Here is a 12,387-nt window from a genome sequence, read left to right as displayed (position 1 = left end):
TTCAGGGCGCCGGCCGGACGCCCGGGGCGAAAAAACAGCGATGCGCTTATTTCTGAATGCTTTCCAGATAGGCCAGCAAGCCCGCCAGTTCGCGCGGCGTCGGTGTCAGGACACCGTCGATTTCGACCGGAACAAGATCGTCCGCCATGTCGGCGCCGAACTCCGGCATCACGCGGGAGAGGTGGCTGTTGCGCGTGTCGCCATAGATATAGCTCAGTGTCCGCGCGGCCGGAAATTCGCCACCGTTCTGAGCGCTCAGTGTTGTCAGATCAGTGGGTTTCGCGGAAAGTTCCCGGCCTGCAACGCCCGCGCCGCGCCCGTCCGCACCATGGCAGGATACGCAGTTCTGCGCAAAAAACGCGGCTCCGTCCGCTCTGGTTGGCATCATCTGCATCTCTCCTGCCGGGTCGCTGCAGGCAATGAGGACTGGCAGAACGGGCAAGGCAAACAACGCTGTGACGGTGATCGGCCGCATATCTTTATCCTCGGGCTAAACCAGCAGAATACAAGGATACGACCAGCGGAGCAGCGACACTTTGATACTGATCAATCGCACGCCGGACGCGGACCATAAACTGGCGGGGTCTTTTCGGGCGGAGGAATAAAACAATGATAACTCTGGAAGATATCGAAGACATGTCAGCGCTGACCCGCGCGGAAATCGACGCACTTGCAGAGCATGAACACGTCACAGCCTATGACGCGACACTGATGGGCAATTATATGATGAAGGTGCACCATGGCCCGCAACGGGTGAATGAGATGATCTGCGAGGATATCCGCGCCGCCCTGCACGATGGCAACGCAGTCCACGCGCATGAACTCTTTGCCGTGTTGCGTGGATTTATTGCCGAGCACCCTGAAGCGGCGCGGGGTGCGGACTGATCCCGGGGACCGGGTCTGCGGCATTCCGCCTTTTGATGGTTGCGATGTGCGACCCTCCTCAGGTACGCAAAACGCAGAACTCACCGACACAATCGCGAGGCAGATCGCGGGATGTCCGCCAAATGACCGGGCGGTCAGACGGGAAAGTTTTCCGCTTCTTCTGCGTCATCTTCATCCGCACCGGGATCAGTGCCTGCAAGCCATGTCTCTGCTTCTTCTTCTGCAGAAAGCGGGAAACCTTTAATTTCGAGCGACGGTATGATCGCGCCTTCGATTTCTGCGGCGGTTCGGATCCATCCCTCATCTGAGAGCACAGCGCATTTTTCAAACCTGCCGGCAAGGCTGAGCAGTTCCGGCAGGTGACGGAACTCCACCGCCAGGGCGCCGAGCGTCGGCAACTGAAAATCAGAAATTCTGTATAGCATTGTCCCGCCGGAGATTCCGTCTGACTGTTCAATCAGCGTATCCAGTGCGATGCGCATCTGATCTGCATCGAGCGTCCCTGAAAAACTCAGATCCAGGCGGTTCGCGGACGGTTTCGATACGCTGAGCATGTTGAGATCCTCTCTGTGACGGTGCTGCGATCTTAGTCGATCCTGAACCGGTTTCTTTTGACGTATATCAACCGGCACAGAATGAGTTTGCTGCAGGATCGCTCAGTGCCTGAGCATTCGGGTGACTGAGATATTAACCCCGGCCGGGAAGGTCAGCGATGATACCGCCCGACGCAAGGGGCGGATGGTGGCGGCTAACCAACCGGTGTGACCCGGCAGCTTCAGAACGAAAGCACATTCGCGACGATGGACCATGCTTCCACCTTCATCATACTGGGGCTGCTTTTTCTGGCAGGTCTTGCCGCGGATCAGCTGGGCCGACTGACACGGTTGCCCCGTGTCACCATGCTTTTGCTGCTCGGGCTGCTGATGGGCAATGCAGGATCAGGACTGATACCCGGAGAGGTGGCTTTGTGGTTTGACGCGATCTCCATCATCGCATTGTCGATGGTCGCCTTTCTGCTGGGCGGTGCTCTGACGAAAAAGAACCTGCAGCAACACGGGAGAGCGATACTGACGATCTCTCTGGCGATTGTCGCCTTTACCCTGGTGATTATCTCCGTCGGTCTGGTGCTGGCAGGCGTTCCGCCCGGGCTGGCGCTGATCCTCGGTGCCATCGCGACCGCCACCGCGCCTGCCGCAATGTCTGACGTTATCCGCCAGTCCGGGGTGGTCAGCGGGTTTACCGATACGCTCAGGGGCATCGTGGCCATTGATGATGCATGGGGGCTGGTACTCTTCAGCCTCGTGCTTATTCTGGCCGGACAGGCTGAGGGCTGGCGCCTCGTACTCTCAGGCGTGCTTTGTGACCTTGGCGGTGCTGTGGCGCTGGGCCTTGCGATTGGTGGCCTCGCCTCTGGTCTGACCGGGCGGCTGACACCGGGAGAGCCCCTGCAGGCCGAGGCCATCGGGATCGTGTTTCTCACGGCGGGCCTTGCGCTCTGGCTCGAAGTCTCCTTTCTGATCGCCGGAATGACAGCGGGCGCCATCGTCACAAATTTTGCGCGTCATCACGAACGGGCGTTTCATGAGATTGAGAACATTCAGTGGCCGTTCATGCTCCTCTTTTTCCTTCTGGCCGGGGCATCTCTGGATCCTCAGGTGCTCAGGACGCTGGGGCTGACCGGCGGGCTCTTTATGGTACTCAGGGTCGCGGCCCGTCTGATCGGTGGCTACGCCGGTGCCAGGATCGCGGGTGTGCCGTCTGCGGAGGCGGCGTGGTACGGTCCCGCCTTGCTGCCGCAGGCAGGTGTCGCCGTGGGAATGGCACTGGTTGCGGGCGAACAGTTTCCTCACTGGTCCGACCGGATCATGGCGATCACCATCGCCGCAACTGTTGTCTTTGAAATCCTCGGGCCACCTGTTGCACTTTTGGCCGTCCGGCGGGTGCAGGCGGAAACGCTGCCCGAGGGGCGGGGATGACCCGACAGGCCCCCGGTCAGAAGAACCGGTATATCGTGTTCGCCTGTTCCTTTGCGCAGGGCCGTGGCGCAAGTGAACTTCGATCGCGTGGCGATATTTGCCACAGGGTCAACTGCGGGGGCCGCGACTGATTGATTCCGATCAATCGATTTTATCTGCCGTCCGGTATGGAAGGGCTCGGCTTACCGCTGCTGCAGAAGGGATCCGCCATGCAAATGCCCGGGATAATTCTGACTTTCCTTGCACTTTTCGTATTCGCTCTGCCGGCAACTGCGACGGCTGAACTAGTCGAAAACGGTGGTGATACGTTTTTTTCAGGCAAGGTGCTGAGCGAAACGATTTCCACAGGCGGTGATACGTTTATGTCCGCCCGTTCAGTATCTGCGCGTGGTGCAGCCCAGGGGGATCTGCATGTTCACGGGTTCGACGTCTCCGTAAACGCCGATGTGGCCGAGGATCTCTACGCTCTCGGCGCCACCGTCGTGGTAAGGGGTGCTGTCGCCAGCGACCTCACCGCTGCCGGATTTTCAGTGCGCACAGAGCGGGGGGCGGCCACAGCGGGCAACGTCCGGCTTGCGGGCAACAGTGTCACAATCGAAGGCCCCGTGGCCGGGGCGCTGACCGTTGCCGGTCGCGATGTCATCCTGAATGCCGCTGTGGAAGGCGACATGCAGGTGCTCGCCGGGTCGATCTCGTTTGGCCCCGATGCCGTCGTCGGCGGTACTCTGACATATCGTTCCGGCGACAAAATCTCCGTGCCGGAACGCGTGGCCCCCGCCGGACGGGTGGTATTCGAGCGTTTCACGGCCGTCCGAGGCTGGGACGATCTGAAAGACATGCGCGAAGATATGCCTGTGCTGCCAACCTTTGCGTCGGCCTTTCTGAGTTTTGTAATCTCACTGCTGTTTTTCGTTGTTCTGGGTGCGCTGATGCTGGGCTTTATGCCGCGCCGGCTGGAAAATCTGCGTCGGCATGTGGCATCGGCGCCCGGGCAGGCCATGCTGCTGGGTGTTCTGGGACTTTCGGTGCTTTTCGGGATAGTGCCGATTACGGCACTGACAATCATCGGCCTGCCCTTCGTGCCGGTCGCAGTGCTGTGCATCGTACTGGCCTGGACGCTGGGATATGCGCTGGGAGCTTACAGCGTTGCCATGCATCTGTGGCGCGCACTGGGGGGGCAGGACGCGCCCGGAAACGCGCTCAGGCTTGCAGTCTTTGCTGCGGCCATCTGTCTGATCGCACTGCTGAATTTCATTCCCTTCGTGGGCTGGGTCGCCAATTATACGCTTGTGCTGCTGGGAATTGGTGCCATGACAAAGGCGCTCTTTCTGTTTCTGCTCGGTAATCCGGGTCAGGCGCTCGATGTTGATATGAAGCCGGTTGAAGACTGAAACGCGGCCAGGGGACGACAGATCATGACGGTCCGGTGCGCGGCATGCTTCGTGGCGCGGCCGGATGAGATAACGCCGCCCTCAGCGGTTACCCACAGAGAGCTTCAGCAACGCGTCCGGACGCAGAACCACGACCCTGTAGATGTCTTCCACGTCAATGATCCTGCTCTTGCGCATCTGAGTGAGTGTACGGCTCACCGTTTCGGTGGTCAGGCCCAGGAAGTCGGCAATATCAGACCGGCTCATGGGCAGAACAATCTGCCTTTTGCCGTCTGTCTCCTCCCCGACGCGCTCAAAGAGAACGTGCAGGAAAGACGCGAGCTTTTCGGCGGCTGACTTGCGCCCGAGCATCATAAAATGATCCTGCATCGCGCTGATTTCACCCAGTGCCGCCTGAAGGAGTTGCCGGTGCAGTTCCGGGTTACCGACGCAGCTTTCAAGCGCCGAGCGGCGGAAAACGCGCAGGCGGGCATCCACAAGCACATCGCAGTCCGTGTGATGCAGGCCACCGGAGGGAAATCCGACGATATCGCCCGGATACCCGAAAGCGATGACCTGGCGTCGTCCGTCCTCGAGCAGCCGCGTCAGGCGCAGGACGCCCGAGACCACCTGATAGAGCCATTTCACCTCATCCCCTTCAAAAAAGAGGTATGATCCGGCGTTCCGGGTCGTTTCCGGTGTTCCGGGTCTGCGTGCAGGCAGCGCCGCCGGCGGCAGTGTTTCAAAGTGTTCGGTCGGTATAGTGACATACATCTGAGCGATCCCCCGTATCATCTCACAATGACCCTGGCTGCCCGATGTAATCCGGCGTATTGTGGTGGGGCAGATTTTTGTATCAAAATGTATCGCCCGGTTCCGGTGGCAGGAACAGGGCTTTGATTTTGTTGTCTCAGCTTTCTGGGGCATATTCTTTGACGCCGCCCGGGTTCCGCTTGTGACACATCAGACAATCCTAGTGGTCGATGACGACCCTAAAATCCGATCGCTTCTGCGCAATCTGCTGGAGGATGACGGATTTGCTGTGCTGGAAGCCGAAAACGCGGATGACGTACGCCGGATCATTGACACAGAGACCGTGAGCCTGATCACGCTTGACGTCCACCTGGGTGCGGACAATGGCATAGATCTGGCGCGCGAAATCCGGCAGACCGCTCAGATGCCGATCATCGTGGTCAGTGGCCGGGATGACGTGATTGACCGCGTGGTCGGCCTGGAGGTCGGCGCTGATGACTACATCACCAAGCCGTTTCATGTCCGCGAAGTCATCGCGCGGATCAGGAGCGTTCTGCGCCGTTCGGCCGTCACCGCAGCTGCTAAACAGCCCGACCCGTCGGAGGGCACCGGAGATAATGATCCTGCGAGTGGCACATATTTTACGTTTGACGGGATGGTTGCGAAAACGGACCGGTTTGAACTGACAGACCGCAGGGGCGAAGACTGCGGTCTGACCAGCGGAGACTTCCGGCTGCTGAGTGTTTTTCTCGAACGGCCGGGACGGGTGTTGTCGCGCGATCAGCTGATGGATCTGACCGGGGGGCTTGAATGGAGCCCGCTGGACCGGACCATAGACAATCAGGTGGCGCGGCTGCGCAAAAAGATTGAGCGCGATCCTTCAAAGCCCAGACTGATCAGGACGGTCCGCGGGATCGGGTACAGCTTTGCCTGTGATGTCGAAACGCTTCAGCCGCCCGCCGGCGGATCCAGCAGCACCTGAAGTCTGCGTGCCAGTTCCGCCTGTCGGTAGGGTTTGTGCAGGATGTCAAAAACCTGGCCCTGAGCCATCCGGCTGGTCACAACGTCGCTGGCATACCCGGAGGTCAGCAGGACCCTGATCTGCGGAAACTCATCTGCGATTTTTGCAGCAAGGTCGTACCCGCTCAAACGGCCCGGCATCACCAGATCAGAGAATACAATATCGACCGGCAGCCCCTCTTTCAGCATCAGATATGCACTGTCACCGCTCGCTGCCTCCTCAACGGAGAATCCCAGATCTCGGATCCGCTCCACGGAGAGTTTGCGCACCCTGGGGTTATCTTCGACGACGAGCACCATCTGGCTGTCGGCGATCCTGACAGGGGTGTCTGTCGCGCGCGCGCCGGTTTTTTCCACGGTTTCAGCATCACTGTGCACTGCCGGAAAATAGAGGCCGAAGTTCGATCCCAGACCCGGTTCACTGTAAAGCGTCACATGTCCGCCCGACTGCCTGACAAAGCCATAGACTGTGGCCAGCCCGAGCCCGGTGCCGCCTGCATCTGATTTGGTGGTGAAAAACGGCTCAAAGGCACGTTTTTGTGCTTCTTCGTCCATGCCCGCGCCGTTGTCGCCGACCGACAGGCGGACATAGCGGCCATAGCGGATGCCGGTTTCCTGGGCGACATAGGTGTCATCGATCGTGACATTGCTCAGAGAGATCAGCAGATCGCCCGACGCCCCCATCGCGTCGCGCGCGTTGAAGACCAGGTTTGTGAGCGCCGACTGAAACTGTACCGGGTCAATCATCACCATATCCGCATCTTCGGCAAAATCCGTGCGAACTGTGTAGTTTTCGCCAAGGCTGCCTTTCAGGATGCGCAGAGTCTCGCCGCAAGGCGCGCGCAGATCGGTCATCACCGGCCTGAGATCGCTCCTGCGGGCGAACGCCATCAGCCGCTGCGTCAGATCCGCGCCGAGCTGTGCTGCATGCAGCGCATCGGCGACCGGTCCTGCCTGGCGGTCGGTCAGACCCCGCAGTTCCAGCAGCTCCAGGTTACCGATCAGCAGGGTCAGGATATTGTTGAAATCATGTGCGATCCCGCCGGTCATCTGTCCGATGGCATCCATGCGCTGTGATCGCGACAGGGCATTCTGCGTGGCCCTGCGCCGGGTCAGATCGTGCATGACGGCTGTGAAATGCTGCGCGCCGCCCGCGTCAATACCACCAAGGGTAATCTGCAGCGGCACGGATGATCCGTCTTTGCGACGCCCTTCAACATCGCGCATTGCATCCAGAATGCGCACCTCGCCTGTTGCGATATGCCGCGCGATATAGCCGTCGTGCAGGGTGCCCAGCGTCTCCGGCATCAGGATCCGCACGTTGCGGCCCGTCAGTTCTCCGGGCTCATAGCCGAATGTACTGTGTGCCGCCGCACTGGCCCGCAGGATTTTTCCGGTCTGATCACAGATCACAATCGCGTCTGGCGCGGCCATCAGCAGAGTGTCGAGAATTGCGCTGTCATGTGGATCGCTGTGCATGTCGCTCTTTCTTTGCGATGAGTCTGCCAGTTGCCTGTGCGGTCGGGCAAGCCCGAACTGCGCGAGCGGGTGTCGGGCGTGGGATTGCCCGGGCGGGGCCCCGTGGGATGTAAGTGGCCGCACTGATCCGATCCGGGGCTCTGCCGGCGCGATTTCCTTCCCGCACGTATCAGGCACCGCAGGGCAAAGCGCTATTGCGCACGCGCACCAAGACGCGCCGCCGTTTTCAGCATCTTTGCCTGAGCTTTTCCTGACGGGTCTTCGGCGTTTCCGAAAATACTCCGCCTGACCGGCCGGAAACCACAGAACCTGAGGATGTTGCGGTCAAGGCTGCGCAGAGAATGTGCCATATAGAACCACCTGTAGGCCGCCCCGGGCATGCCCATCGTAACGATGACACGCGCGGATCTGCCTGCGAGCGCCGGACGCCAGGTCCGCCCGGACATTTCAAAGGCAAAGCCCTTGCGCAGCACCTGCTCCAGCCATGCCTTCAGCATCGCGGGCACGTCACCCATCCACAACGGGTAAATCAGAACGATGTGTTCAGCATCCTGAACTGCCTTTTGCCCGGTGACCGCCACCTGCGGAAGATCAGACCCCTCCCATTCAGCCTTCGACCGCAGGCATGGAATGTCTCCAACGGCAATATTTATGACGGTCACACGGTGCCCGGCATCTTCCGCGGCGGACCGGTAGGCCTCTGCAATCGCGTGGCACAGGTGCTGTTCTTCGCCATCCGGGTGGCCCTGCACGATCAGTACACGTGTCATGTTTTCGTCGTCCTGTTCTGCCGGTGCATGAGCAGATCGCTTACCCTCAGATAACGGATAACATCCGACAGTGTGATTACGCCGCACAACCGGTGATCTTCTACCACCATGAACTTGCGCCGCCCGGTCTGTGCGATCAGCGCCATCAGGTCTTTGACCGGCATGTAAGGCGCGACCGAGGCCTCGGCGGTGAGCCCGGCAAAGATGTCGTCGACATGCATGCCGGGCCAGTTTTCGCGATCAATCCCCTCGAGCACGCGGTGGTCCATGTGCCCGAGCAGAACGCCGTTTTCGACGACCGGCACAAAGCTCGCGCGGCGGTCGATCATTATGTGGTTTACGAACTCATCAAGTGTCACATCCGGGCGCGTGGTCACCGGATCGGGCGTCATCAGCATGGCAACTGTCTTGTGGTCAAAAACCGCTTCTGCCAGTTGCGTCTGATAGCTCGACCGGGCAGCCATCAGTACGAAACCGCCAATCAGGATGTACCAGAAACCGGCAAAAACTGCCCCCTGAAAGAGCGATAAAACGCCAAAGGTCATCAGCAGAAAAGCAAAGAATGTGCCTGAGCGCGCGGCTGTTTCGGTTGCTCTGAGGACATCCCCGGTGCGGTGCCAGAGGGCTGCGCGCAGGATCCGCCCGCCGTCCAGCGGAAAGGCCGGCACGAGGTTGAAAAGGGCCAGAACAAAATTGATCAGTGCAAGATAGTGAAGCACAACCGGTATCGGGCTTTGCCTCAGCGCAAGCTCTGTAAAGGCTCCGAAGATCCAGAAACCGAATGCCAGGAAAAGGCTCATGGCCGGGCCCGCGACCGCGATCCAGAACTCAACCCGTGGCCGGTCGGGTTCGGAGGCCAGTTCCGCAACACCGCCAAAGAGAAACAGAGTTATGCTCTTCACACCGATGCCAAAGCGCCGGGCCACAACAGAATGGGCCAGTTCGTGAAGCAGCAGTGATCCGAAAAAGCAAAGACAGGCAAAGAGACCCATGACCAGATATGTGCCCGGTGTCTGATCCGGGAAGGTCTGTGGAAAGTACTGCTGTGCGAGGCTCCATGTGATCAGTGCCGCAATAAGCAGCCAGCTTTTATCCAGCCTGATCTCGAACCCATCGAGCGAAAACAGTCTGATGGAATCTGAAAACATTAAAACCTCGTCGCTGAGGGAATTTTAGCGGCTTGGCAGACCATCGGTTTGATCCTGCTCAATCCGAACCGGTCCGGCTCAGCCGTGCGCAAAAAGCCCGCCGACGCCGTAAGCGATCAGGGCTGCAAGTGCGCCGATCAGGAGTGTTTCCGCGCCCGACCACCACCAGGCCGACAGGGACCAGCGGCTCTTGCCCGTGCCGATCAGGAAAAAGGTCAGCAGCGTGGCAAGCACCGATATCTCAAAAGCGGGTTCCATCCCGGTGACAAACGGAATGAGCGGGATTGAGCCCGCCAGCAGAAAGGCGGCAAAAGTTGCAAGCGCCGCGCGCATCGGGTGGGGGGCATCCCGCGTGAGCCCGTATTCGTCTGTGAGCATCAGCGCGACCCACTTTTCTTTGTTCTCCGAGATTTCCCGCGTCGCCTCATCGAGGACCTGACCTGACAAACCGCGCTGTGCAAGGATCTGGCGCAGCTCCTCCAGCTCCCCCTCCCGATGGTGTTCGATATGGCGTTCCTCGATACGGATAATGCGCTTGCGGTCATCAACTTCGGCCTTGGTTCCGGCGTAATTACTGGCCGCCATCGAAAAGCCATCTGCCAGAATGTTGGCAATCCCCAGCGTGACAATGATACCATGAGAGAGACCGGCGCCGGCGACACCTGCAACGATGGCAAAGGTCGTGACCCCGCCATCAATCCCGCCATAGATCATATCTTTCAGGTAATTGTTGCTGCTGCCTGCAGACAGGCGGGCTGCGATTTCCTGAGGGCTGTGTCCGTGTTCTGGTGTCATCTGAGCAGTCTGAAGCCCGCGCATCCGATCCGCATTGAGGCATGTCAAATTACCCTCGCGGGGCCTCTGATAAAACACCGCCATGCAGGTTCCCGCCACCTCCTTTCTGCTGAGCATCCTGTGCTTTGCGCTCAGTGCGGGCGTGGTCTGGGTGGCAGGAGCGCGGCTGGCCTGGCTGGCCGATGCGCTGGCCGACCGGTACCGGCTTGCCAGATCACTCATGGGGCTGCTGGTGCTGTCACTTGCCACATCCCTTCCGGAGGTTGCCACGACGCTCACCGCCGCTGTGCAGCAGTCCCGCGATCTGGTGCTCAATAACCTTTTTGGCGGGATCGCCCTGCAAACCGCAATTCTCGCGACGTCGGATTTCTGGACAAAACGCGCGATTACCGGGTACCCGCGCAAAGCCAATCATGCCCTCGAAGCCACGCTTCTTGTGATGATGCTCTCGGTGACACTGATCGTGATCAACCTTGGCGAAACTATATCTTTTTTTCAGATCGGCCCGGGCAGTGTGCTGATCGCGCTGATTTATGGCGGGTCGATCTGGTTGCTTCGTAAATACGATGACGCCAGCGACTGGGTGCCGGTCGATCTGCCGGACCCGGAACCGCTTCCCTTTCCTGCACCTTCCGGTCTGGCCGGGACGGGCAACCGGCTTCTCATCGTACAGGCGGTTGTTGCCTGTTTCGGGATCCTGATCTTCGGGCTGCTGCTGGTAGTCTTTGCCGGGCGGATCGCAGAGCAGTCGGGGCTTGGCACGGGGTTCATCGGAGCGACCCTGCTTGCAGGTGCGACCTCTCTTCCGGAACTGACGACCAGCATTACGGCCGTGCGCATCGGCGCCTTTACGATGGCGATTTCGAATATTTTCGGCAGCAACCTGATTATGCTCGTGCTGGTATTTCCCGCTGATATCCTGTTTCGCTCAGGCCCGATCCTGCAGGATGTCTCGCGCACGGTGACACTGTCGCTGGCTTTCGGGATCGCGGTGACGGCGATTTTTCTCTCCGGTCTGATCGTGCGGCGCAAGCCCAGGCTTGGCAGTGTTGGCCTCGATTCGATCCTTGTGCTGCTGACCTTTGGTGGCAGCCTGATCGCCTATTATTATGTGCGCTGACCGCGCACGCGCAGCAGTTTGAAAGCCTCGGGCAGGATCAGAACCGGCGGGGCGAAAAGGGCAATCCACTGCCATTCCGCAAGCCCGACCGGTACGGTATGCAACAGGGTCTGCAGCGGCGGCCAGTAGATCGCCAGCACCTGCGCGCCCAGTGTCAGGGCAAGAGCACAGAGCAAAAACGGGTTGCTGAACCAGCCGATGCGCGATCCGGGCAGGCGCAGTGACCGAAAGGCAAAGACGCTCACTTTTTCAAAAACCACCATGGCGGTAAAGGCGGTGGTGCGTGCCAGATCCACACCCTGATCCATCAGGTGAAAGAAAATCCACAGGCTCGACAACCCGGTATAGAGGCCCAGCACGATTATCGTGGCAATGCCGCGGTACCCCAGTATGGCATCGTGTTTGTCGCGCGGCGGGTGCTGCATATGATCCGGTTCAGCCTTTTCCAGACCCAGCGCCACGGCTGTCACCCCATCGGTGACAAGGTTCATCCAGAGGATCTGAGTGGCGAGAAAAACCAGCGGGCCACCGATTGCGATATTGACCATGAGAGCGATCACCTCGCCTGCATTTGATGACAGCAGGTAGCGCACAAACTTACGGACGTTGGCGAACTGGCGACGACCTTCACCGATGGCGCGGACGATGGTGGCAAAGTTGTCATCCAGCAGCACCAGATCAGAGGCATCGCGCGCCACATCCGTGCCCCGGATGCCCATCGATACGCCGATATCCGCCTGCTTGAGGGCAGGGGCGTCATTGACCCCGTCACCGGTCATGGCAACGATCTGGTCCTGCGACTGCAGCGCTGCGACGATCCGCATTTTCTGCTCGGGCCGCGTGCGGGCAAAGAGCACGTCACCGGAAAGCGTTTCCAGCAGAGCCGTCTCATCAAGCGCGTCAGGCTCCGGCCCGGTCAGCGCCTGTGTCACGGTAAGTGAGAGCTGTTCTGCGATGGCCCTGGCGGTGACAGGGCTGTCTCCGGTGATCATAATCACGCGGATGCCGGCGGATCCTGCCGAGGCAATCGCGCCCCGCACTTCGGCGCGCGGCGGATCAATCAGGCCGACC

13 protein-coding genes are annotated in these 12,387 nt (G+C 59.8%); 5 read left to right on the top strand and 8 right to left on the bottom strand.

Going from position 1 to position 12,387, the window contains the following annotated elements; all coding sequences use genetic code 11:
- Window positions 1-46 precede the first annotated feature (46 nt).
- A complete protein-coding gene (locus tag G3256_RS14955) occupies window positions 47-388 on the bottom strand; it encodes a c-type cytochrome (RefSeq protein ID WP_246227638.1) in 342 nt (113 codons plus the stop codon).
- 221 nt (window positions 389-609) lie between these two features.
- Between G3256_RS14955 and G3256_RS14950 the strand changes: the two genes are divergently transcribed.
- Window positions 610-885: a hypothetical protein gene (locus G3256_RS14950; RefSeq protein WP_169641586.1), complete on the top strand. Its 276-nt coding sequence runs from the start codon at window positions 610-612 to the stop codon at window positions 883-885.
- A gap of 134 nt (window positions 886-1,019) precedes the next feature.
- Here the strand turns inward: G3256_RS14950 and G3256_RS14945 are convergent, their stop codons facing one another.
- On the bottom strand, window positions 1,020-1,439 hold the full coding sequence (locus tag G3256_RS14945) for a SpoIIAA family protein (protein WP_169641585.1): 420 nt from the start codon (window positions 1,437-1,439) through the stop codon (window positions 1,020-1,022).
- Between the two features lie 207 nt (window positions 1,440-1,646).
- Here G3256_RS14945 and G3256_RS14940 point away from each other — a divergent pair, with 207 nt between their 5' ends.
- Both G3256_RS14940 and G3256_RS14935 read left to right on the top strand, forming a co-directional pair.
- Entirely contained in the window at window positions 1,647-2,861 is a 1,215-nt protein-coding gene (locus G3256_RS14940; RefSeq protein WP_246227635.1) for a cation:proton antiporter, read from the top strand.
- 215 nt (window positions 2,862-3,076) lie between these two features.
- Entirely contained in the window at window positions 3,077-4,252 is a 1,176-nt protein-coding gene (locus G3256_RS14935; protein WP_169641584.1) for a DUF8173 domain-containing protein, read from the top strand.
- Window positions 4,253-4,333: 81 nt separating this feature from the next.
- On the opposite strand, the gene G3256_RS14930 is transcribed toward G3256_RS14935, so the two are convergent.
- Window positions 4,334-5,005 (bottom strand): helix-turn-helix domain-containing protein, encoded by a 672-nt coding sequence (locus G3256_RS14930; protein WP_169641583.1) that lies wholly within the window; start codon window positions 5,003-5,005, stop codon window positions 4,334-4,336.
- A 181-nt stretch (window positions 5,006-5,186) separates the two neighbouring features.
- Between G3256_RS14930 and G3256_RS14925 the strand changes: the two genes are divergently transcribed.
- The gene (locus tag G3256_RS14925) at window positions 5,187-5,966 is read left to right on the top strand and encodes a response regulator (RefSeq protein ID WP_169641582.1); all 780 of its coding nucleotides are present in this window, start codon (window positions 5,187-5,189) and stop codon (window positions 5,964-5,966) included.
- Here G3256_RS14925 and G3256_RS14920 read toward each other — a convergent pair.
- The 4 genes from G3256_RS14920 to G3256_RS14905 all read right to left on the bottom strand — a co-directional run bounded on the left by G3256_RS14920 (window position 5,933) and on the right by G3256_RS14905 (window position 10,196).
- Window positions 5,933-7,483: a PAS domain-containing sensor histidine kinase gene (locus tag G3256_RS14920; protein WP_169641581.1), complete on the bottom strand. Its 1,551-nt coding sequence runs from the start codon at window positions 7,481-7,483 to the stop codon at window positions 5,933-5,935. The two genes, G3256_RS14925 and G3256_RS14920, sit on opposite strands and share 34 nt — an antisense overlap.
- Before the next feature lie 191 nt (window positions 7,484-7,674).
- Window positions 7,675-8,253, bottom strand: a complete 579-nt coding sequence (locus tag G3256_RS14915) for an NAD(P)H-dependent oxidoreductase (RefSeq protein ID WP_169641580.1) — start codon at window positions 8,251-8,253, stop codon at window positions 7,675-7,677.
- Entirely contained in the window at window positions 8,250-9,401 is a 1,152-nt protein-coding gene (locus tag G3256_RS14910) for a site-2 protease family protein (protein ID WP_169641579.1), read from the bottom strand. The genes G3256_RS14915 and G3256_RS14910 overlap by 4 nt, the downstream gene beginning before the upstream one ends.
- Before the next feature lie 78 nt (window positions 9,402-9,479).
- Window positions 9,480-10,196 carry a VIT1/CCC1 transporter family protein gene (locus G3256_RS14905; RefSeq protein WP_169641578.1) on the bottom strand — a complete coding sequence of 239 codons (717 nt, stop codon included), beginning with the start codon at window positions 10,194-10,196 and terminating at the stop codon, window positions 9,480-9,482.
- 82 nt (window positions 10,197-10,278) lie between these two features.
- Between G3256_RS14905 and G3256_RS14900 the strand changes: the two genes are divergently transcribed.
- Complete coding sequence (locus G3256_RS14900) at window positions 10,279-11,316, top strand: sodium:calcium antiporter (RefSeq protein WP_169641577.1); 1,038 nt, start codon at window positions 10,279-10,281, stop codon at window positions 11,314-11,316.
- Here G3256_RS14900 and G3256_RS14895 read toward each other — a convergent pair.
- Window positions 11,304-12,356, bottom strand: a complete 1,053-nt coding sequence (locus G3256_RS14895; RefSeq protein ID WP_246227632.1) for an HAD-IC family P-type ATPase — start codon at window positions 12,354-12,356, stop codon at window positions 11,304-11,306. The genes G3256_RS14900 and G3256_RS14895 overlap by 13 nt on opposite strands.
- Between the last annotated feature and the right edge of the window lie 31 nt (window positions 12,357-12,387).

It is taken from the genome of Roseobacter ponti, from assembly GCF_012932215.1.
Classification (GTDB): Bacteria; Pseudomonadota; Alphaproteobacteria; order Rhodobacterales; family Rhodobacteraceae; genus Roseobacter; species Roseobacter ponti.
This window is presented reverse-complemented; position numbering and strand designations above follow the sequence as displayed.